Origin of the sequence: Nocardioides sp. GCM10023255, from assembly GCF_042653125.1 — a bacterium.
In the GTDB taxonomy this organism is placed as follows: Bacteria; Actinomycetota; Actinomycetes; order Propionibacteriales; family Nocardioidaceae; genus Nocardioides.
In genome coordinates, this window is sequence record NZ_JBHSHU010000005.1 from 261,458 (window position 1) to 281,564 (window position 20,107).

23 protein-coding genes are annotated in these 20,107 nt (G+C 72.4%); 11 read left to right on the forward strand and 12 right to left on the reverse strand.

Annotation, left to right across the window (positions count from 1 at the left end):
• Nucleotides 1–24 precede the first annotated feature (24 nt).
• The gene (locus ACFO9I_RS10310) at nucleotides 25–957 is read right to left on the reverse strand and encodes an HNH endonuclease signature motif containing protein (RefSeq protein WP_379180453.1); all 933 of its coding nucleotides are present in this window, start codon (nucleotides 955–957) and stop codon (nucleotides 25–27) included.
• On the reverse strand, nucleotides 894–1,433 hold the full coding sequence (locus tag ACFO9I_RS10315; RefSeq protein ID WP_379180454.1) for a hypothetical protein: 540 nt from the start codon (nucleotides 1,431–1,433) through the stop codon (nucleotides 894–896). The genes ACFO9I_RS10310 and ACFO9I_RS10315 overlap by 64 nt, the downstream gene beginning before the upstream one ends.
• Nucleotides 1,434–1,833: 400 nt before the next feature.
• Between ACFO9I_RS10315 and ACFO9I_RS10320 the strand changes: the two genes are divergently transcribed.
• Entirely contained in the window at nucleotides 1,834–2,487 is a 654-nt protein-coding gene (locus ACFO9I_RS10320) for a hypothetical protein (protein ID WP_379180456.1), read from the forward strand.
• Nucleotides 2,488–2,682: 195 nt separating this feature from the next.
• On the opposite strand, the gene ACFO9I_RS10325 is transcribed toward ACFO9I_RS10320, so the two are convergent.
• Together ACFO9I_RS10325 and ACFO9I_RS10330 are read right to left on the reverse strand one after the other, a co-directional pair.
• A complete protein-coding gene (locus ACFO9I_RS10325; protein ID WP_379180458.1) occupies nucleotides 2,683–3,486 on the reverse strand; it encodes a hypothetical protein in 804 nt (267 codons plus the stop codon).
• Nucleotides 3,487–3,495: 9 nt separating this feature from the next.
• Nucleotides 3,496–4,425 (reverse strand): EamA family transporter, encoded by a 930-nt coding sequence (locus tag ACFO9I_RS10330; RefSeq protein WP_379180460.1) that lies wholly within the window; start codon nucleotides 4,423–4,425, stop codon nucleotides 3,496–3,498.
• Nucleotides 4,426–4,508: 83 nt separating this feature from the next.
• Here ACFO9I_RS10330 and ACFO9I_RS10335 point away from each other — a divergent pair, with 83 nt between their 5' ends.
• Complete coding sequence (locus tag ACFO9I_RS10335) at nucleotides 4,509–5,387, forward strand: LysR family transcriptional regulator (protein WP_379180462.1); 879 nt, start codon at nucleotides 4,509–4,511, stop codon at nucleotides 5,385–5,387.
• A gap of 8 nt (nucleotides 5,388–5,395) precedes the next feature.
• Here ACFO9I_RS10335 and ACFO9I_RS10340 read toward each other — a convergent pair whose 3' ends face one another.
• A complete protein-coding gene (locus ACFO9I_RS10340) occupies nucleotides 5,396–6,643 on the reverse strand; it encodes an alpha/beta hydrolase fold domain-containing protein (protein ID WP_379180464.1) in 1,248 nt (415 codons plus the stop codon).
• A 61-nt stretch (nucleotides 6,644–6,704) separates the two neighbouring features.
• Here ACFO9I_RS10340 and ACFO9I_RS10345 point away from each other — a divergent pair, with 61 nt between their 5' ends.
• The 3 genes from ACFO9I_RS10345 to helR all read left to right on the forward strand — a co-directional run bounded on the left by ACFO9I_RS10345 (nucleotide 6,705) and on the right by helR (nucleotide 11,007).
• Nucleotides 6,705–8,159, forward strand: a complete 1,455-nt coding sequence (locus ACFO9I_RS10345) for a cryptochrome/photolyase family protein (RefSeq protein ID WP_379180466.1) — start codon at nucleotides 6,705–6,707, stop codon at nucleotides 8,157–8,159.
• Between the two features lie 112 nt (nucleotides 8,160–8,271).
• Complete coding sequence (locus ACFO9I_RS10350; protein WP_379180468.1) at nucleotides 8,272–8,733, forward strand: iron chaperone; 462 nt, start codon at nucleotides 8,272–8,274, stop codon at nucleotides 8,731–8,733.
• A 108-nt stretch (nucleotides 8,734–8,841) separates the two neighbouring features.
• Nucleotides 8,842–11,007 carry an RNA polymerase recycling motor ATPase HelR gene (gene helR, locus ACFO9I_RS10355; protein WP_379180470.1) on the forward strand — a complete coding sequence of 722 codons (2,166 nt, stop codon included), beginning with the start codon at nucleotides 8,842–8,844 and terminating at the stop codon, nucleotides 11,005–11,007.
• Nucleotides 11,008–11,014: 7 nt separating this feature from the next.
• Here the strand turns inward: helR and ACFO9I_RS10360 are convergent, their stop codons facing one another.
• Nucleotides 11,015–11,263 carry a hypothetical protein gene (locus ACFO9I_RS10360; protein ID WP_379180472.1) on the reverse strand — a complete coding sequence of 83 codons (249 nt, stop codon included), beginning with the start codon at nucleotides 11,261–11,263 and terminating at the stop codon, nucleotides 11,015–11,017.
• A gap of 135 nt (nucleotides 11,264–11,398) precedes the next feature.
• Here ACFO9I_RS10360 and ACFO9I_RS10365 point away from each other — a divergent pair, with 135 nt between their 5' ends.
• Nucleotides 11,399–11,533 carry a hypothetical protein gene (locus ACFO9I_RS10365; RefSeq protein ID WP_379180473.1) on the forward strand — a complete coding sequence of 45 codons (135 nt, stop codon included), beginning with the start codon at nucleotides 11,399–11,401 and terminating at the stop codon, nucleotides 11,531–11,533.
• Nucleotides 11,534–11,549: 16 nt separating this feature from the next.
• Here the strand turns inward: ACFO9I_RS10365 and ACFO9I_RS10370 are convergent, their stop codons facing one another.
• Both ACFO9I_RS10370 and ACFO9I_RS10375 read right to left on the reverse strand, forming a co-directional pair.
• A complete protein-coding gene (locus ACFO9I_RS10370) occupies nucleotides 11,550–12,146 on the reverse strand; it encodes a dihydrofolate reductase family protein (protein ID WP_379180475.1) in 597 nt (198 codons plus the stop codon).
• A 30-nt stretch (nucleotides 12,147–12,176) separates the two neighbouring features.
• Nucleotides 12,177–12,983 (reverse strand): slipin family protein, encoded by an 807-nt coding sequence (locus ACFO9I_RS10375; protein WP_379180477.1) that lies wholly within the window; start codon nucleotides 12,981–12,983, stop codon nucleotides 12,177–12,179.
• A gap of 134 nt (nucleotides 12,984–13,117) precedes the next feature.
• Here ACFO9I_RS10375 and ACFO9I_RS10380 point away from each other — a divergent pair, with 134 nt between their 5' ends.
• On the forward strand, nucleotides 13,118–13,867 hold the full coding sequence (locus tag ACFO9I_RS10380) for an MBL fold metallo-hydrolase (protein WP_379180479.1): 750 nt from the start codon (nucleotides 13,118–13,120) through the stop codon (nucleotides 13,865–13,867).
• A gap of 61 nt (nucleotides 13,868–13,928) precedes the next feature.
• Here ACFO9I_RS10380 and ACFO9I_RS10385 read toward each other — a convergent pair whose 3' ends face one another.
• Together ACFO9I_RS10385 and ACFO9I_RS10390 are read right to left on the reverse strand one after the other, a co-directional pair.
• Nucleotides 13,929–14,363, reverse strand: coding sequence for an adenylyltransferase/cytidyltransferase family protein (locus ACFO9I_RS10385; RefSeq protein WP_379180481.1), 435 nt, complete (start codon nucleotides 14,361–14,363; stop codon nucleotides 13,929–13,931).
• Nucleotides 14,364–14,614: 251 nt separating this feature from the next.
• Nucleotides 14,615–14,980, reverse strand: coding sequence for a hypothetical protein (locus tag ACFO9I_RS10390; protein WP_379180483.1), 366 nt, complete (start codon nucleotides 14,978–14,980; stop codon nucleotides 14,615–14,617).
• Between the two features lie 85 nt (nucleotides 14,981–15,065).
• Here ACFO9I_RS10390 and ACFO9I_RS10395 point away from each other — a divergent pair, with 85 nt between their 5' ends.
• From ACFO9I_RS10395 to ACFO9I_RS10405, 3 genes are all read left to right on the forward strand, one after another.
• Nucleotides 15,066–15,494: a VOC family protein gene (locus tag ACFO9I_RS10395; protein ID WP_379180485.1), complete on the forward strand. Its 429-nt coding sequence runs from the start codon at nucleotides 15,066–15,068 to the stop codon at nucleotides 15,492–15,494.
• 446 nt (nucleotides 15,495–15,940) lie between these two features.
• Entirely contained in the window at nucleotides 15,941–16,936 is a 996-nt protein-coding gene (locus ACFO9I_RS10400; protein ID WP_379180487.1) for a hypothetical protein, read from the forward strand.
• Between the two features lie 15 nt (nucleotides 16,937–16,951).
• Nucleotides 16,952–17,923: a magnesium transporter CorA family protein gene (locus ACFO9I_RS10405; protein WP_379180489.1), complete on the forward strand. Its 972-nt coding sequence runs from the start codon at nucleotides 16,952–16,954 to the stop codon at nucleotides 17,921–17,923.
• Here the strand turns inward: ACFO9I_RS10405 and ACFO9I_RS10410 are convergent.
• Nucleotides 17,901–18,758 carry an alpha/beta hydrolase-fold protein gene (locus tag ACFO9I_RS10410; RefSeq protein WP_379180491.1) on the reverse strand — a complete coding sequence of 286 codons (858 nt, stop codon included), beginning with the start codon at nucleotides 18,756–18,758 and terminating at the stop codon, nucleotides 17,901–17,903. The two genes, ACFO9I_RS10405 and ACFO9I_RS10410, sit on opposite strands and share 23 nt — an antisense overlap.
• Nucleotides 18,759–18,844: 86 nt before the next feature.
• A complete protein-coding gene (locus ACFO9I_RS10415; RefSeq protein WP_379180493.1) occupies nucleotides 18,845–19,624 on the reverse strand; it encodes an SDR family NAD(P)-dependent oxidoreductase in 780 nt (259 codons plus the stop codon).
• A 92-nt stretch (nucleotides 19,625–19,716) separates the two neighbouring features.
• Here ACFO9I_RS10415 and ACFO9I_RS10420 point away from each other — a divergent pair, with 92 nt between their 5' ends.
• Nucleotides 19,717–20,100, forward strand: coding sequence for a VOC family protein (locus ACFO9I_RS10420; protein ID WP_379180495.1), 384 nt, complete (start codon nucleotides 19,717–19,719; stop codon nucleotides 20,098–20,100).
• Nucleotides 20,101–20,107: the final 7 nt, after the last annotated feature.

Consider the following 20,107-nt stretch of genomic DNA (forward strand, 5'->3'; position numbering starts at 1 on the left):
GCCTGCGGGTGCTGCTCTTGTGGGTCAGTTGGTGTCGAGCCGGATGGTGCCGTGGGGGGTGACGAGGTAGCTGCGGCCGTGGGGGCCGTGCCACTCGTAGGTGCCGTCGGGTCGTCGTCGGTAGCGCCAGCGGCCACTGGTCTTGCACCTGTGATGTCGCCGGCAGAGTGGGGCGAGGCGGTCGGGGGCGGTCTGGCCGGGTGGGCCGCCGTCGTCGATCGGGACGTAGGGCTCGATGTGGTCGAGGTCTGCGCTTCTCGCGTCGATCTGGCACCAGGGGAAGACGCAGTGCCCGTCGCGCAGGATGACCAGCTCGGTCATCCAGGGTGGTGGGTCGTGCTGGTCGACCGCGTTGCGGCTGTTCATGTCGAGGATGGGCTGGACGGTGACGCGTGACCTGCCGACCCAGTCCTTGATCAGGTCGATGGTCGCCGGGCCGAGCCGCTCGACCCTGCCGGTCACCGTCCCGCCGGTTACGCCGTCGGACGTGGACGTGCAGGCCGTGGCGAGGCCGGCGAGGGAGAGGTGGAGGTAGAGCCGGGTCTTGGGCGGCCGCGGCTTCGCGGCCGCCGATGCGGCGGCCCGCCCGGGGTCCTGCCCGGGGTCCTGCCCGGGGTCCTGTCCGGTGTCCTGGCCGGTGACGGAGAGGAGGTCGAGGGTGGCCTGTTGGGCGGCGATCACGCCGAGGCCTTTGGCCTTGCGGATCTCGAGGTCGTCCTGGTCGCCCATGGCCTTGAGCTGGGCGGCCTGGTCGCAGACCAGGTCGTGGAAGGCGGTCAGGTCGAGGGTGTCCCCGGCGACGTCGAGGTAGGAGGTGCCGTCGAAGCGGCCGGGGTGGTCGTGGCGCAGGGTGACGTGCCAGCCCTGCCTGCCGCGCTTCTCCTTCTGGGCGATCAGGTCGGGTCGAACGTGGCGATCGCGTGCGCCACGGTGGTCTCGACCGCCTTCCACCCGCACGAGGACAACCTCGGGGCGAGCTGCTCGTCCACGTACGCGGCCGCGGCCTGGGAGAGCTGGTGGGTGGCCTGGGCGACCTGCCGGGCCCGGTACGGCTCCACCGCCAACTGCTGCACGAGTCGCCAGATCCGGGGCAGCCGGAACTGCAGGTCCAGCGCGTCGGCGATCAGCGCCATCCCCGCGGTCGTGGAGATCCCGAGCGTGGCGGCGACCGGCTCGGGCGCGAACGCCGCCACCGCCGGCGTCCCCTCACCGCCCAGCGACTCGTCGGTGAGCAGGACACTCGGGCCGCCCCAGGTCGCCACCCCGGTGTCCGCGGTCGCGGGGTGGCGCACGCACCACTCGGCCGCGACCCGGAGCTTGCCGCGGTCCTCGGCGCGGGCGCCCTGGCGGCGCTGCTCGAGCACGCTGAGTAGGCCGTCGAGATCGAGGTCCTCGATCTCGACCGGCTCCCCGGATGCGTCGGTTTCGAACATGAGTCCATCGTCTCATCGACCACCGACACCCACCCCCCGAATCGGGCCCGATCCGGGCGTGCTGGGGAAATTCGAAGGTAAAACCTTCGTGGGCGGAAACCCGCCGGGAGCCGCCACCGCGGACCGCAAGCCGGGAAGCGGCGCCGGCGCCGCGGCGTACCCACCCCTAGCTGCCGAGACCGCTGCCACCAGGGACCCGCAAGCCCACCGCCCGGTCGAGGAGCTGCCCACAGGTGCGGGGTCTCCGAAACGCTCGCCGGCGCTCCGGTGCTCGACCAGCCGCCAGCACGATGGCGACCCCCGAGGTGGACCGTCGGCCCCACCTTCCGGCTCGACGGCCCGGGCACGGCCCGGCGTCGTCCGCCCGCGGTCGGCCCGATTCGTGGCATACCATCCGACCGTGATCGGGGGAGTGCAGACGGCGCGAAGGCGGATGGCCGTACTGACCGGTGCCGTGACCCTCGTGGCCGGCACCGTGGGCGGGGTGGCGACGGCTGAGAGCGGGACGGAGCGTGCCACGACGAGCACGCGCTATGTGCGCGCCTTCGACGACGGCAGGGCGGACCTGCACTACAACGTGCCCAAGCGGCACTTCTCGGCTCGGAAGCGGGCAGCGGCGGACATCCGCCACGTCCGGGTCTGGCAGGAGAACCATCGTGATGCGTACGTCACCGTGACAATGCGTGGGGCGCTTCCCGGATATGCCCGCGCTCCGCGGACGGCATGGGACCTGTCGGTCTTCATGAAGCCCTCCAGGCCGTCGCGAGAGCCCCAGGTCAGTGTGTATCTGCGGCCCGGCCGAAAGGCCCGGATCGCGGCTTGGTGGGATGACGGAAGCCATGAGCGATGCAGAACCGCTGTCGAACGCTCGAACAGGGGCCGCACCTACACGTTCTTCCTGCCATGGCGGTGTTCGTGGTACTCGGTCGAGCGGATCACCGTTCAGTCCTGGCTCGACAACCGCGACTTCATGGACGCCCCCGGAGCCCTCGACCGAAAGGTTGTGCGGGCGCGTCTGAAGTGGGACGACGACCTGGGTCGAGACGACGCCTGAGAGCGCATCTGTCCGGCACCACACCCGCGACGAGGGGTCACCGGCATGGCCAGCACGGAGTCAGGAACGCTCGGCTCCCGAGGCCCGGACGCGTCAGGTGCGCGCCAGGGGTGGCCGTGACGTGCGCGCGCGACCTCCCCGAGCGGGCCGGGACCACCTCGGCGGAGCAGTCGGGAGGCGACCATCGCGCCTGACCTATCGGCTCGACGACTCCGGCACCACGCGGCTGTCCTGAGGTCGGCGCAGAGCCAGCAGTGCGAGCCCCACCGCCAGCACGACCACGACCGCGAACTGGACCGTCGCGGACCCGTAGACCAGATCGATCATCTGCGGCCCGACCAGGGCCAGCGCGGCGCTCCCCGCCACGCTGCCCAGCATCGCGACCGACGCGGGGCGGCGCAGCCGTCCGGCGAGGACGATCGCTGCGCCCCACGGTCCTGCGTAGACCAGCCCCATCGCTCCCCAGGACTGGAGGTCGGTCATGTCGGGGTCGCCCGCGACGAGGGCCACCGGCAGCGCCGCCACCACGAGCACCCCGACCGCCGTGCAGGCCCGCCGGACGTTGCGTCGTACGTCGCCCGCGAACGCGCCGTCCTCGACCAGTTGCCACAGCGACAGCATCATCGCGATCGCCCCGGCGGTCGCGATGACCAGTGCCAGCCGCTGCAGCTGCTCGGGGTCCCCGTAGTACCCGCCCATCCCGAAGGCCGGCTTCCAGTGCTTGGCCGCCACCAGCCCGGTGCCCGTCAGCCGGGCGCCGACCACCGCGCCCGCGGCCGCGGCAACGGTCCGTGCGGTTCGAGATCCGTTCGCGGCGGCGACCACGACGCCGGCCGCGAGCCCCACGCCCACGAGCACCCACGTCCACCAGGGGTAGATCGAGGTGCCGGCCCGCAGGCCCCCGGCGCTGAACGGCAGGCGCGGGCGGGTCAGGGCCAGTCCCGCGGCGAGGTTGCAGGCCGCGAGGGCCACGCCACGCGGCTGAGGGAGTCCGTTCACGGTCGGACGCTAGGGGGACTGGCGCAGCGGTGCCTCCAGAGCGGTGGCGGCGTACTGAGGACTGGGTACGCCGGGTGCCGGCTCCGCGACGTCCCGGCTCCCGGACCGGGTGGCGCCGGTGCCCGCGGCCACCACGAGCACGACGCCCGCGGCCGCCAGGACCGACGGCACCTGGTGCAGCAGCACCAGGCCGATGAGGGCCGCGATCGCCGGCTCGAGGCTCATCAGGGTGCCGAACGCGGCCGTGGTGAGCCGGCGCAGCGCCAGCATCTCCAGGCTGAACGGCACCACGGGGAGCAGCAGCGCAAGGCCCAGGCCGACCAGGACCAGCTGCGGCGTGAGCGAGGTCGCGAACCCCGGCCCCGCCACGGCGGCGGCGACCAGTCCGGCGACCGGGAGCGACACGGCCAGCCCCGAGAGCCCCTCGACGGCGTCGCCGACGGCCTGCGTCAGCAGGATGTAGCCCGCCCAGCAGCCGGCGGCCCCGAGCGCGAGCGCCACGCCGCGCGGGTCGGCCCCGCCGCCCCACGGCTCGGTCAGGAGCAGCACTCCCACGAGCGCGAGCGCCGGCCAGGCCAGCTGGCGGGCGTCGCGGCTGCGGGCCACCGCGACGCCGAGCGGACCGAGGAACTCGAGCGCGCTGGCGGTGCCCAGGGGGATCCGCGAGACCGCGCCCATGAACAGGATCGTCATGCCTGCCGTGACGACCCCCAGCCCCGCGGCGGCCGCCAGCGACCCCGACGTCAGGCTGCTCGGCCGGGGGCGCAGCAGGAGGAGCGCCAGCGCGCCCGCGCAGGCCAGCCGCAACGCCGCGGCGCCGTCGGCGCCCAGCCGGTCGAGCAGCCCCACCGAGGCCGCCAGGCCGAGCTGCACGCACGACATGGACGCCAGCGCCATCAGGGAGCCGGTGCGTGCCGAGGTGAGTCGATCCGTCGTCATGGCTCCAGTACAGAGTGTGACAACCGTTCACGTCCACGTGACTTCACTTGACGTACCGTTCACGAATCCTTGACGATCTGGTGATGGACCCGCGCCGGCTCGAGCTCCTCCTCCAGCTCTCCCGTCTCGGTTCGATGCGCGCGGTCGCGGACGTCACCGGGGTGACCACCTCGAGCGTCTCCCAGCAGATCGCCGCGCTCGCCCAGGAGGCCGGGACCGCGCTGCTCGAGCACGAGGGCCGGGGTGTCCGGCTGACGCCGGCCGGGCGGCGCCTCGCCGACCACGCGGTCCACGTGCTCGCCGCGCTCGACGCCGCTCGTGCCGACCTCGACCCCGGGGCCACGCCGCGGGGCACGCTGCGGGTCGCGGCCTTCGCCACCGCGATCCGCGAGGTGGTGCTGCCCGTGCGTCGCAGGCTCGCGGTGGACTCGCCCGAGGTGCACCTGCGGATCCACGAGCACGAGCCCGCCGAGGCGCTCGAGCTGCTGGACGGCGACGAGGTCGACCTCGCGATGACCTACGACTACAACCTCGCGCCGACCCGCTTCGACGCTGCGTTCGTGCACCAGCCGCTCGGTGTCACGCCCTGGGGGCTGGGCGTGCCGTCCGCGGACAAGCCGGAGACGGGCAGCTCGCTGGTGGCCTTCCGGAGGTACCGCGACCACGACTGGATCGTGAACTCCCGCAACACCGCCGACGAGGAGGTGGTCCGGACCGTCGCCTCCCTGGCGGGCTTCGAGCCCCGCGTCGTGCACCGCGCGGACAGCCTGGAGCTCGTGCAGGACATGATCGTCGAGGGCCTCGGCGTCGGGCTGCTGCCCGAGCCGGCGCCGACGATCCCCGCCGTCGCGCTGCTCCGGCTCGACGAGCCCGCGGTGACGTTGCGGTCGTACGCCGTCAACCGCCGCGGCCGCGACGCGTGGCCGCCGCTGGCGCTGGTGCTCGGCCTCCTGCGCGAGTGAGCCGAGCGTCAGCCGGCGTCCTCGGGAGCAGCGCGCTCGCGCCGGTAGAGGTTCCAGTGCCAGTGCAGGTAGCGGTCGATCGCCCGGACGATGTGCGCCGACCGGATCGACGGGAACACGTCGAACGCGTGCTGCGCGCCCGGCAGCTCGGCGTACACGACCGAGCGCTTGGAGACGCTGCGCAGCCTCTCGACGAACAGCCGGGCCTGGTCGACCGGGACGAGCGTGTCGAGGGTGCCGTGCAGGACGAAGAAGTCGGGCGCCTCCGCGGTGATCCGCAGGATGGGGGAGCCGGCCTCGAAGATCTCCGCGTCCTCGCTCCAGCGTCGCTGCACGATCCGGGGCGCGAGGTAGGTGTCGCGCATCAGCTCCATGTCGCGCACCCCGGTGGAGCCGGCGAGGTCGTAGACGCCGTAGTGGGGAACGGCCACCGCGACGCTGGTGTCGGCGTCCTCGAAGCCGGGCTGCCACGTGCGGTCGTGGGGCGTGAGGGCGGCCAGCGCGGCGAGGTGCCCGCCGGCGGAGCCGCCCGTGATCGCGAGGTACGCCGGGTCGCCGCCGTACTCCGCGATGTGCTCGCGGATCCAGGCGATCGCCCGCTTGACGTCGATGATCTGGGCCGGGAACGCGTCGCGCGGGGCGAGCCGGTAGTTGATCGCGACGCACACCCAGCCCTTGGCCGCGAGGTGCTGCATGAGCGGGATGCCCTGCTGGTCCTTGGACCCGAGGGTCCAGCCGCCGCCGTGCACCTGGAGGAGGACCGGCGCGTGCGCGAGCTGGGCCCCCGCGGGCCGGTAGATGTCGAGCAGCCCGCGCCGGCCGTGCCTGGGGTCGTAGGCGATGTCGCGCTCGACCCGGATCGCGTCGTTGCGCATCCGGAACGGGTTGACCAGCTGCCGCCAGGGAGTGGCGAGATCGGCCGGGGTGGGCCGGGTGTCGAGCGCCCTGACGTAGTCGGCGCCGAGCGTCTCGGTCAGCGCGTCCTCGGCCGTGGTCCGCACGCGGCGGCTCTGGTCGATCAGGAAGGTCAGGCCCGCGGCGCTGGCGCCCGCGAGCACGAGCCCGGCGCGGTTGCGCCGGGGGCGGTGCGCGTGCGCGGCCGCGTCGGCGGCGGTGAGCGCCAGCATGTGTGGGGCCAGCTCGCCGGTCAGCCAGCCGGCGACGAAAGCCGGGATGCCGAACCTGAAGCCGGGCACCGGCCGGATGGCGTTCGCCGTGAGCGCCGCCGTCACCAGCTGTCGGCGCAGGAAGGACATGCGGCCGATGCTAGAACACGTTCTGGAACGGGTCTTCCTATCCACTGGGTAGTTTCGCGGCATGGGGAACGGCGTCGCACACGTCCGGCTGGTCCTGCCGCACCAGCTCTTCGTCGAGCACCTCGACGCGCCGGAGGGGACGACGTTCGTGCTCGTCGAGCACGACCTGATGTTCAGGCAGTACTCCTTCCACGCCCAGAAGCTGGTCCTGCACCGCGCCTCGATGCGGCGCTTCGCCGACCGTCTCCGCGAGGCGGGCCGCGAGGTCGTGGTCGTCGAGACCTCGGCGGAGCGGACCTCCCGGGAGGGGACGGACGCCGAGCTGCGCCGGCTCTCCCCGCAGTCGGTCTCGGTCTACGACGTGGTCGACGACTGGCTCTCGCGCGACCTTCCCGACGCGCAGGTGCTGGAGACCCCGAGCTTCCTCACGACCCGCAGCGAGCTCCGGGAGGTGCTCGACGGTGGCGGCCGCACGGCCCGCATGCAGCACTTCTACGCCGCCCAGCGGCGCCGGCTCGACGTGCTCATGGACGGCGACGAGCCGGCCGGCGGACGATGGTCCTTCGACGAGGAGAACCGCAAGAAGCTGCCCCGCGGGCACCCCGTGCCTCCGGCGCCCGCCCCGGAACGTCACCCGCACGTCGCGGACGCGATCGCGTGGGTCGCCGAGGAGTTCCCCGACGCACCCGGTGAGGCGGCGGCCTTCGCCTGGCCGACGTCGCACGCGGAGGCCGAGGCGGCGTACGACGCGTTCCTCACCGACCGCTTCGAGCAGTTCGGTCCCTACGAGGACGCCATCTCCCGTGAGCACCCGCACCTGTTCCACTCGCTGCTGACCCCGGGGCTCAACATCGGGCTGATCAGCCCGCAGCGGGTGCTGGACCGCGCGCTCGCGGTCTCGGCCGACGGGCAGGTACCGCTGGCCTCCGTCGAGGGGTTCGTGCGTCAGGTGATCGGCTGGCGGGAGTACATGCGCGCGGCGTACGTCCTGTGGGGCCGGCGGATGCGCACCAGCAACCGGCTCGGCCACACCCGGCAGCTCGACCGGGGCTGGTGGAGCGCCCGGACGGGGCTCGAGCCGGTCGACCTGGTGCTGCGCCGGGTGCTGGAGAGCGGCTACGCCCACCACATCGAGCGGCTGATGGTGCTCGGCAACGCCATGTGCCTGCTGCGCACCGACCCGGACGCGGCGTACGAGTGGTTCATGGAGATGTTCGTCGACGCCTACGACTGGGTGATGGTCCCGAACGTCTACGCGATGAGCCAGTTCGCCGCCGGCTCGGCGATCACGACCAAGCCGTACGTCTCCGGGTCGAACTACCTGCGCAAGATGTCCGACCTGCCGCCGGGGGAGTGGCGGGACGACTGGGACGCGCTCTACTGGACCTTCGTCCGCGATCACCACGACGTCTTCGACGCCAACCCGCGCTCCCGGATGGTGGCCCGGCTGTACGACGGCATGGAGCCCGCGACGAAGGCGGCGCACACCCGGCGCGCGGGGCCGTGGCTGCAGTGAGCCGGCCGGTGATCCGGTCAGGAATCGAGAAGCGTCGCGGTGGCAGCGCGCCTAGCGTTTGACGCAACGGCCCGCGGGATGCCGCGGCCCCCACGACGAGAGGAAGTCCAACATGTCCACCACGAACGCGACGGACGGGTTCACGGCCGAGGAGCGCGCCGCGATGAAGCAGCGTGCCGCCGAGCTGCGCGCCGAGGGCAAGAAGGGCGCCAAGAAGGCCGACGGCCTGCAGGCGGTGCTCGACGCGATCGCGAAGATGGCGCCGGAGGACCGGGCGCTTGCCGAGCGGGTGCACGTGACGGTGACCGAGGCCGCCCCCGGGCTGACCCCCAAGACCTGGTACGGCATGCCGGCCTACGCGAACGCCGACGGCAAGGTCGTCGTCTTCTTCCAGGACGCGGGGAAGTTCAAGTACCGGTACTCCACGCTGGGCTTCCAGGACGCCGCCAACCTCGACGAGGGCGACCTGTGGCCGGTCGCCTACGCGCTCCGGGACTGGGGCCCCGCCGTGGAGAAGCGGATCGCCGAGCTGGTGCGAGCCGCGGTCGCACCCCCCTCCACTCTCAACGTATAACCCAGCGGGGGGCTTGCGGCAAGACCCCCGGCAGGCCTCAGAATCGCCGATCGACGCCGGTGTCCCAGGGAAGCGCTGGGACGCAGCACCACGATCGGAGCCGATGAGATGGACCCAGTGACCACCAGCGTGTTCGACCTCGGCGGCCACCTCGCACCCAAGGCCGACCCGGCACTGGTCGCCGGCGACGAGCAGCACTTCGCGGCCCTCGCGCGGAGCCTCGAGCAGTCGGTCGCCGACTTGTCGGAGCGCCTCGACGCCGCACGACGCGCACCGGCCGGCACCGGCCAGGCGGCGCTGGAGCGGGACCAGGAGGTCCACCGGCTGACGGCCCGCCTGCGCACCCTGCGCCGGTACGGCGTGGACTTGTGCCTGGGGCACATGGTCCATGCCGACGACCCGGAGCCGGTGTACGTCGGACGTCTCGGCCTCACCGACAGCACCGGCCGCCGGCTCCTGCTCGACTGGCGGTCACCGGCGGCCGAGCCGTTCTTCGGCGCCACCCACGCGGACCCGATGGGGCTGGCGAGCCGACGACGCTACCGGTGGACCCGCGGGCGGATCAGCGACTACTGGGACGAGGTCTTCACCGCGGAGGGGTTCGAGGGGCACGCCGCCGCGCTGGACGACCAGTCCGCCTTCATCGCCAGCCTGGGCAGCAGCCGGTCGCCCCGGATGCGCGACGTGCTCGGCACCATCCAGGCCGACCAGGACGCGATCATCCGGGCGGGGTCCCGCGGGGCGCTCGTGGTCGACGGTGGGCCGGGCACGGGCAAGACCGTCGTCGCCCTGCACCGCACCGCCTACCTGCTGTACGCCGACCCCCGTCTGGGCCACCGCCGGGGCGGCGTGCTGTTCGTCGGGCCGCACCAGCCCTACCTCGCCTACGTCGCCGACGTGCTCCCGAGCCTCGGCGAGGAGGGCGTGCAGACCTGCACGTTGCGTGACCTGGTCCCCGAGGGCGCGACGGCCGTGCCCGAGACCGATCCCGAGGTGGCCCGGCTGAAGTCGTCCGCGGCGATGGTCCGGGCGATCGAGCCCGCGGTGCGGCTCTACGAGGAGCCACCCACCGAGGGCCTGGAGGTCGAGACGCCGTACGCCGACATCTGGCTCGGCGCGGACGACTGGGCCGAGGCCTTCGACGCCCCGGACCCCGGCACGCCGCACAACGACGCGCGGGACCAGGTGTGGGAGGAGCTGCTCTCCATCCTGGTCGACAAGGTCGACCACACGGAAGTGCCGCGCGACCAGCTCCGCCGGGCGTTGGCCGCGAACCGCGAGCTCGCGGCCACCTTCTCCCGGGCGTGGCCGCTGCTCGACCCGACCGAGGTCGTCGAGGACCTGTGGACCGTGCCGGCCTACCTGCGCCGGTGCGCACCGTGGCTCGAGCCGCACGAGGTCCAGGCGCTGCGGCGTACGGATCCCCGGGCCTGGACCGTGTCGGACCTGCCCCTGCTGGATGCTGCCCGGCTGCGGGTGGGCGACCCCGAGGCGTCCCGACGCCGGCGACGGCTGGCGGCCGAGGTGGCCGCCCAGCGCGAGGAGATGGCCATGGTGGTCGACCACCTGATCGCCACCGACGACTCCGAGATGAAGGTGATGTCGATGCTGCGCGTCGAGGACGCGCAGAGCGTGATCGTCGACGAGGACGCCCTCGCGACCGCCGCGTCGGACCCGCTCGCCGGCCCCTTCGCGCACGTCGTGGTCGACGAGGCGCAGGAGCTCACCGACGCCGAGTGGCAGATGCTGCTGCAGCGGTGCCCGTCCAGGAGCCTGACCATCGTCGGGGACCGGGCCCAGGCGCGGCACGGGTTCACCGAGTCCTGGCAGGAGCGGCTCGAGCGGGTCGGGCTGGAGCACGTCGACCTGGCGTCGCTGAGCATCAACTACCGGACGCCGGAGGAGGTCATGGCCGAGGCGGAGCCGGTCATCCGGGCCGCGCTGCCGGACGCGAACGTGCCGACGTCCGTCCGCAGCAGCGGCGTCCCCGTCGTCCACGGATCCGTGTCCGAGCTGCGCTCGGTGCTCGAGTCCTGGCTGGCGGAGCACGCCGACGGGACCGCCTGCGTGGTGGCCGTCGGTGAGGTCGACGGCCCGCTCCCGGGGGCGGGCCGCGTCCGGACGCTGACCCCTGAGCTGTCGAAGGGACTGGAGTTCGACCTCGTCGTGCTGGTCGACCCGGACACGTTCGGCGGCGGCATCGAGGGCGCGGTCGACCGCTACGTCGCGATGACCCGGGCGACCCAGCGGCTGGTCGTCCTCAGGAGCCGGTGAACCGGGATCAGGAGTAGCGGTGGCTCTTGGCCGCGTGGCCCTGCTCGCGGGTGCAGGTGCGGCCGCTGATGGCGCGGTGGCCGCACAGCGCCTCGTCCGACGGCTCGACGTCGTCCGCGACCGGCTGGACCGCGGGCGTCGTGGGCCTCTTCCTCGGGACGGCGGGCGTCGGAGAGGCGGCGGGCTTGCCCGCACGCGTCGTCATCTGCTCGTAGCGGGCCTCGCGCATCGCGCGCAGGTCGTCCATCTTGCTCATCGTCGGCTCACCCGGACGACACTACGGCCCGGGGCGTGACTTCAGCGCAGGCGCACCGTGACGCGGCCACCGGTGTGGGGCAGGGCGTAGTGTCGAGGCACGAAGCCGTTCAGGCTTCCTCTCAGAGAGATCCCCATGAGCGACAAGTCGCCGCGCCAGAGCATGTCCAAGAAGACCGGCAAGTCCATCAAGGAGAAGCGCGCCGAGAAGCGCAGCAAGGGCTCCGAGGAGACCCTCTCCGACAAGATCCACCCGACGAAGAAGAAGTGACGCCGCGGGGTCCGGGTCAGCGGCGTACCCGGTAGCTCAGGTGGAGGACCCGGTCGCCCTGGACCACGACGTGCGGGTCCTCGAGCAGGTGCTGGGAGTCGACGGGCCCGAAGTACCTCTTGCCCCGGCCGAACACCACCGGGACGACGTCCATCCCCACCTCGTCGACGAGCCCGAGCGCGAGCGCCTGCCCTCCGACGTCGCCGGCGCAGACCGCGACCACCCGGTCCCCGGCCCGCTCCTTCGCCTCCGCGACGGCATCGGCGACGCTGTCGAGGAACGGCACGTCGGCCTCGGGGTGCCAGCCGTCCGGCTTCGGTCGGTGGGACACCACGACCAGGTGGTCACCGGCCGGTGGCTCGGCCTCCCAGCCGTTGGTCAGGTCGAACAGGTGCCGACCCTGGACCGTGGCGCCGATGCTGCCCCACAACGAGCTGACGTAGTCATGGGAGCGTCGGCTGATGCGGAACGGCGCGTGCCGTCCCTCGGCCTCGTCCTCGACGATCGGCACGTCGCCGTTGAAGTACCAGTCGAACAGCGGGCCGACCGCGTCGTCCTCGTCGGCGATGAAGCCGTCCACCGACACCACCGCGTGCATGATCACCGTTGCCATGTCGGTACGGACCCGGCGCAGCCCGCGAACTCATCGGGGCGGGTCCGGGATGCCGGCCCGCGGCACGGCCGGGTCGGCGGCGTGCGCGGCCGCCTCGAAGTAGCGCAGCAGCTCGACCGGGAACGGCAGCACCAGGGTCGAGTTCCGCTCGGCCGCCACCTCGACCATCGTCTGCATCAGCCGCAGCTGCAGGGCACCCGGGGTGCCGGTCATCGCCGCGGCGGCCTCGGACAGCTTCTTCGACGCCTGGAACTCGCCGTCGGCGGTGATGACCCGCGACCGTCGCTCCCGCTCGGCCTCGGCCTGGCGCGACATCGACCGCTTCATCGCCTCCGGCAGGGCGACGTCCTTGATCTCCACGCGGTCGATCTCGATGCCCCACGGCGCGGCCGGGCTGTCGAGCATGACCTCGAGTCCCTGGTTGAGCCGCTCGCGGTTGGACAGCAGGTCGTCGAGCTCGCTCTTGCCGATGATCGACCGCAGCGAGGTCTGTGCCACCTGCGAGATGGCGTACTGGTAGTCCTGCACCTCGACGACCGCCCGCACCGGGTCGTGGACCCGGAAGTAGACGACCGCGTCGACGCGCACGGTCACGTTGTCGCGGGTGATGCCGTCCTGCGCCGGGACCGGCATGGTCACGACCTGCATGTTGACGCGCTTCATCCGGTCCACGAACGGGACCAGCAGGGTCGGTCCCGGTCGCCGCACCTCCTGCTGGGCCCGACCCAGCCGGAACACGACCCCGCGTTCGATCTGCTTCACCACCCGGAAGCTCGTGGCGACGCCCGCGACGACGAGCACGACCAGGGCCAGCACAACGATGAGCAGGACGTCCATGACGACCTCCGGGGGACGAGTGGTGCCTCGCCATCGAGCGTACGTCGGCCGCGCCACCGACGCGCCCGTCGACCGATGAGTTGCACGAGCGACACGGGTCAGCAGGTCAGGGGAGGCGACGGGAGGGTGCACACATGCTGAGCGAGGTTGCCGACGGCGTCTGGGTCCGCCAGAGCGAGTGGGTCTGGAGCAATGCGGTCGTGGTGCGCGGTCAGAGCGGGTTGGTGCTGGTCGATCCCGGCATCGACGGCTCCGACCTGGCCGAGCTCGCCGACGACGTGGACCGGCTCGGCATCCCGGTGGTCGCGGGGTTCTCCACCCATCTCCACTGGGACCACCTCCTGTGGCACCCCCGGTTCGGCGACGTGCCGCGCTACGCCACCGCTGCCTGTGCGCAGGCAGCCGGCGGGGTCCGGGAGCGCGCGCAGGAGATGGCGGCGGGGAGCGCGTCGGGGATCCCCCTCGAGCTGATCGGGCTCGTCTCGCCGCTGCCTGCCGACGGTGGTCCCGTCCCCGGCGCGCTCGTCGAGCACGAGGCCCACGCCATCGGCCACGCCGCGGTCCTCCTGGCCGATCGTGGAGTCCTGATCGCCGGCGACATGCTCTCCGACGTGCTGATCCCGATGCTCGACCCACGCCGGTCAGGCCAGGTGTCCGACTACGCGGCGGCGCTCGACCTGCTGGAAGAGGCCACCCAGCACGTCGACGTCGTGGTCCCCGGGCACGGGTCGGTCGCCGAGGGCCCCGAGGTGGCGGCCCGGCTGGCCGCCGATCGCGCGTACGTCGACGCGCTGGTGCGAGGTGTGGACCCGGTCGACGCGCGTCTCGAGCAGGACTGGCTCTCCGGCGTGCACCGGGCGAACCTGGAGCAGGCCCGACAGTGATGCTGCTGAACCCCGCGCGGGGCCCGAGGGCCGGACAGGATCCTGCGCGCGGTGGATCCGGTCATCCAGAGCGGGACGCGGCCTCGAGCACCCGCTGGATCACCTGGGTGGTCGAGATCCCTCCAGTGCGTCGGACGTACTTGAGCTTCCCGGCTGCTGCAGCTGGACCGTAGACGAAGTCGGCCGCCTCGGGAGACAAGTCGTCGCCGTGCACCACCGTCGTGATCCCGTGCTCGGCGAGGAACTCCTCGGTCACCCGGAGCGGGGCGCCTTCGATCACCTCGTCGACGTACCTGCACGACTCGATCACGGCGACGCGCTCGGCCAGGGTCATGATGGGACGGCGCTTGTAGGAGGCCGCGGTGTCGTCGGCCAGCACGCCGACGACCAGCCAGTCACCATGGCGACGCGCCTCCCGGAGGAGCGACACGTGGCCCGCGTGGAACAGGTCCCCCACCATGTCGACGTAGACCCGCGCCATGGCAGCCGCACTCACGTCTGGGTTGTCCACGAAGTCACCTGCCCCTGGCCCACCGGTCGCGGTCGCTCACCGTTCTACCCGACGGAGGCCGGCGACGTGCGCTCATCCGCAGCTCCGGACCCGGAGCGCCCGGCAACGCTGGTGGCGTCCAGTCTCGGGGTGCTGAACTGTCGTGCTGGTCTCCATCGGGTGCAGGCGCATCTCCAGCGTGGTTGCGGTGGGCGTGTCTCGAAGGTGCCGGTGAGCCGACCGTCTCCGATCCGACCTCAGAGCCCGGTGCCCGGGTCGGGTGGCAAGGGGGTGAACCTCGCGGGCCGCGTGCGCTCGGGTCGACGCCGGGTCCGCGTCAGCGGGCGGCAGTCCTGCTCGAAGTACGTGATCGCCGCCAGCGCGATCACGTGGTTGTTGGTGATCCGTTGGTCAACGACCGGAAGCGGATAAGCAGGGCTGACGTAGTGGGCGGCGATGGCTTGGACGCTGCGGAGGTCGGCATCGTCCATGGCGAGCGCGCGGTCGGCGAGATCGTCCTCGCCGTGGGCCCAGAGGCTCGCGGCGACCGCGCTCCTCGAGAAGCGCATGTCGAAGCCTGGTCGGCCCTCCATCAGGCGGCGCAGCTCCGAGCGCTTCATCATGGCTCCGAGTGTGCCCCACTGCCCGGACCCCTGACCGGCAGAACTCTGTTGCTGCGAGCGGCACGCGTCACTACGGTCTGGGCCCATGTCATCGGTCAAGCAGGTCCAGGTCACCTTCGACTGCGCCGAACCCGAGCGCGTCGCCCGCTTCTGGTGCGAGGTGCTGGGGTACGTCCTGCCGACGCTGCCCGAGGAGTTCGCCACGTGGGCCGACTACGATCGCTCACAGCCGCCCGAGGAGCAGGGTTCGTGGTGCGCGTGCGAGGACCCCTCGGGAGTGGGGCCGCGGCTGTACTTCCAGCGGGTCCCCGAGGGCAAGGTCGCCAAGAACCGGGTGCACGTCGACGTGCGGGCCGGCACCGGGCTCGTGGGCGAGGAGCGCTTGGCTGCGCTCGAGGCCGAGTGCGCACGCCTGCTCCCGCTCGGCGCGACGCGCGTGGAGCTGCTGTACGACGGCACCAACGCGTGCATCGTGATGCAGGACGTCGAGGGCAACGAGTTCTGCCTGGACTGAGAGCGCCGCGGACCTGCCATCGAGGACACTGACGATGTGACCGAGAGGCCGCCGGATCGCTTCCCGTCTGAGGACGGGCGCGTTCGGTGGTACTCGTACGATCCCGTCGACGGCCTCACCCGGGGCGATGACGGAGACCCTGCGATCCGGACGGTCCGGCTCAGAGCCGACACGTATGCGGGGCCCTCGAGTGGAGCGCTCGTCACTCGTCTGCTCGGCGGGAACTCACGAACCGGCTGAGGCGCGAGGTCCGTCCGGGAATCACCGTTCCTGATCCGGAGTGACTGACCCGTCCGGCTCCTGCGTCCACGAGGGGAGGCAGCTCGTGTCGAAAGCGACAGCGATGACGCGGGGGCCCCTCGTAGGCACGAGTGAGCTGCCTCCGTCCGGGGCTCGGCTCGACCCGCTCCTCGCCTGACGACGGGACCTGCCGACACACTGGCCCCATGACGTCCGACAACGCGCCGCGTCTCCGTGCCGGCACCGACCACGTCGAGTCGTGGTTCGTCCGCGCCAACGACCCGGCCGCGCCGCGGGCGCTCTGGCTCAAGGCCACGGTGCTGACCCGCACGGACGGGACCGGCAAGGCCCAGGCGTGGTGCAGCGTCTTCGACCGGGGCCGGACCGCGGGGTTCCGGCACGACGTACCGCTCGAGGAGGCGACCTTCGGGCCGGACGGGTCCAGCCACGTCGGCCCGCTCGAGCTCGAGCTGGGTCGGGAGGGCGGGCGCTCCGAGGGGGAGCTGACCTCAGGGAGCGGTCGCGTCGCGTGGGATCTCTCGTTCGCCCGGGCCGACGGGTCCCTCGGCGCTCCGATGCGCCTGCTGCCGGCCCGGCTCGTCGACGCCCCCTTCCCGAGGAACAAGCTGCTCACGCCGTTCCCGGTGGCCACGTTCGCCGGCAGCCTCGGGTGGACCGATGACGGGGCCGAGGAGACCTGGGACCTCACGGACTGGGTGGGCATGCAGGGGCACAACTGGGGCGCGGCGCACAGCCCCGAGTACGCCTGGGGCCAGTGCGTGTTCCCGGGGGACGAGGCGGTCGTGGAGGCCGCGTCGGGGCGCATCGAGCTGGGCCGCCGCGCCTCACCGCTGTTCTCGATGCTGGTCGTGCGCCGCGGCGGGCGCGAGCACCGCTTCGACCGGATCGTCGACCTGTGGCGGCAGCGACCGACGATCGACTTCCCACGCTGGTCGCTGCGGATGCGGGGCAGGGGCGGCGAGGCGACGCTGCGGATGGAGGCATCGCCGGACAGCATGGTCTGCCTGGGTTACGACAACCCTGCGCGCGCCACGAGCTACTGCCTGAACTCCAAGACCGCGCGCGTGCACGTCGAGGTGCGGCCGCACCGCGGGGCGGCGTACACGCTCACCAGCGAGCACGGGGGAGCCCTGGAGTTCCTGCAGGCGGCGCCGGAATCCCGCGTGCAGCCGGTCGTCTGAGCAATACTCGACCGTGTGACCCGCACCCGGTGCTACCGCAACGGGGTCCTCACCGACGAGGGCTTCTCGCTCGACGACGTCTCCGAGCACCTCCGCGATGACTCGGCCGTGGTCTGGGTGGACCTCTGCGGGCCGGACCTCGCCGAGCTGCAGCACGTCGCGGACGAGCTCGACCTGCACTCGCTGGCCGTCGAGGACGCCGCCAGCGGTCGACAGCGCCCCAAGTTCAACCGCTACCGCACCCATGACTTCCTCACGGCGTACGCCGTCCGCCTCGACACCGCCAGCGGGCAGCTGGTGACCGGCGAGGTCGCGGCCTTCATCACGCCGAGGGCACTCGTGACGGTCCGTCCCGACGACACGTTCCCGGTCGACGCACTCGTGGCCCGCTGGGACGACAACGCCGACCTGACCAAGTACGGCGTGGGTGCGCTCGTGCACGGGCTGCTCGACTACGTCGTGGACAGCCACTTCGACGCGGTGCAGTCGCTCGACGACGAGATCGAGGCGCTCGAGGACCTGCTGTTCGACGACCGTCCCCGCGACCGCGACGTCCAGCGCCGCAGTTTCGAGCTGCGCAAGAGCCTGGTCCACCTGCGGCGCGTCGTGCTGCCGATGCGGGAGGTGGTCAACACCCTGATGCGGCGTGACGTCGGCCTGGTCCCGGCCGAGATGACGGCCTACTACCAGGACGTCTACGACCACGTGCTGCGCGCCGCCGAGTGGACCGAGAGCCTGCGCGACCTGGTCGCCACCATCGTCGAGACCAACCTGACGATCCAGGGCAACCGGCTCAACGTGATCACCAAGAAGGTCACCAGCTGGGCGGCGATCATCGCCGTGCCCACGGCGATCACCGGGTTCTACGGCCAGAACCTGCCCTACCCGGGCTTCGCGCGGCACTCGGGCTTCTACACCTCGACCCTGCTGATCATCCTGCTCTCCGGCGGGCTCTACGTCGCGTTCAGGCGTCGCGACTGGCTGTGAGGTGGCCCGAGAGCCACGCGAACGCGTCCAGCGTGTGCCGGTTCCAGAACACGCGGGTGTGCGCGCCGTCGGCGAAGGTCACCACCTCCGGCTCGGTCGGCAGCCGGCGTACGACGTCGCGAACCGCGTCGCGGAACGGGTCCCGGTCGCCGCACCAGAGGCCCAGCGGGAGCCCCGCCAGCGGTGACAGGTCGGCGAGCGCCGGGTCGCCGAGGGAGACGGCCGGGCTGAACAGCGCGGTCGCGCGCGACCAGGACGGGTCGGCCAGGCCGAACCGCAGCGCGCCGTACCCGCCGCGCGACCAGCCCCACAGTGCGCGCCGCTCCGCGTCGTACCCGCGCTCCGCGAGCCAGCCGGGCAGCTCGTCGCGCAGCATCGCCTGCGGGTCGCCGTTGCCGTCCGAGACCCAGCCGGCAGGTCCGTCCTCGGTGCCGACGAGCACGAACGGCGGCGCCCCGCGCTGGACCGACGCCGTCACGAAGCGGCCGAAGCCGAAGCCACGGAAGCCCTCGACGGTCGCGCTGGACCCGTGCAGCACCACCACGACGGGCAGCCCCGCCCCGTCGCCGTGACCGGCCGGGACGGCGGTGAACAGGCCGATCTCCCCACGCATTGCCTGCGAGCGGACGCTCTCGACCCGCACCCGGCCCTCGGGGGCGTCGGGGACGAAGGGCTCCGGGGTCAGTCCCAGCTCGTGCTTCAGACGGAACGGCGCGACGCTCCAGGCCGCGGTCCCGATCGCGGCGACACCGACCGCGCCGGCACCGCCGATGACGAGACGGCGTCGGGTCAGCGTCCGCGGGCGGGCCGGGCGGATGTCGAGCTCGGGACTCATGGTGCTCGCAGGCTAGGGCCGGGTACGACGCCGAGGTGACGGCCGCCGTCCGAGATCACCAGAACTCGGGGTGCGCCCCGGACCGGTCAGGACGCGGAGATCGCGAGCCCGCCGTCCACGGTGAGGGTCTGACCGGTGACGTAGGCGGCCAACGGGGAGCACAACCAGGCGACGGCCTCCGCCATCTCCTCCGGCTCGGCCCGGCGCCGCATCGGGACCGACCCCTCGATCTCGGCGACGACCTCGCCCCTGTCCCCGCCCGCGGCTGCGAGCGCCTCGTCGTGCATCGGCGTGAGCACGTAGCCGGGGCGCAGCGAGTTCACCCGGATGCCCTGCGAGGCGTGCTCGAGCGCGGCCACGCGGGTGAGCATGTCCAACCCCGCCTTGCTGGTGCAGTAGCCGGCGGCGGTCGCCTCCGCCATCACCGCGTTCACCGAGCTGACGTTGACGACCGCGCCGCCGCCCCGCCCGGACATCACCGTGAGCTCGTGCTTGAGGCAGAGGAAGGCGCCGCGCAGGTTGACCGACATCGTGAGGTCGAAGTCCTCGGGCGACAGGTCCACGATCGGTGCCGTCGGCCCGATGATGCCGGCGTTGTTGCAGGCCAGGTCCAGGCCACCGAACCGCTCGACGGTGGCAGCCACCATCGCCCGCACCTGCTGCTCGTCTGCGACGTCGGTGGGGACCGCCAGGGCCTCGCCGCCGCGCTCCTCGACCAACCGGACGGTCTCGGCGAGGAGGTCGGTGCGCCGGCCGGCGACCGCGACCTTGGCGCCGTACCCGGCCAGGGCCACGGCGGTCGCGCGACCGATGCCGGAGCCGGCCCCGGTGACGAGGGCGACCTTGTCGTGGAACGTGATGGACATGCTCATCCTCTCAGGCGGCGACCGGCCCGCCACAACCTAGCGCTGCCGCGGCGGTCCCGGCCGCTGTCGCCGGTCTCTGGCAGGGTGCGTGCATGGCATCTCGCGCATCCAACTTCTGCATCGACGCCCACGACCCCTACGCCCAGACCATGTGGTGGGCGCAGGTGCTGGAGGACTTCGTCCAGCCGACCGAGTGGGAGAACAAGCCGGGGGAGGAGGAGTGCGGCCTGGCCGGTCCGGACGACCGCTACCTGCTCTTCCTGAAGGTCCCCGAGCCCAAGACCGTCAAGAACCGCATGCACATCTGCCTGCGGCCCACCGACCGGACCCGGGACGAGGAGATCGACCGGATCCTCGGGCTCGGCGCCACGCTGGTCGACGACCTGCGCGACGGCGACAAGGGCTGGGTGGTGCTCGCCGACCCCGAGGGCAACGAGTTCTGCGTGCTCACCCGCTACCAGCCGTCCGAGGGCTGACCACGGG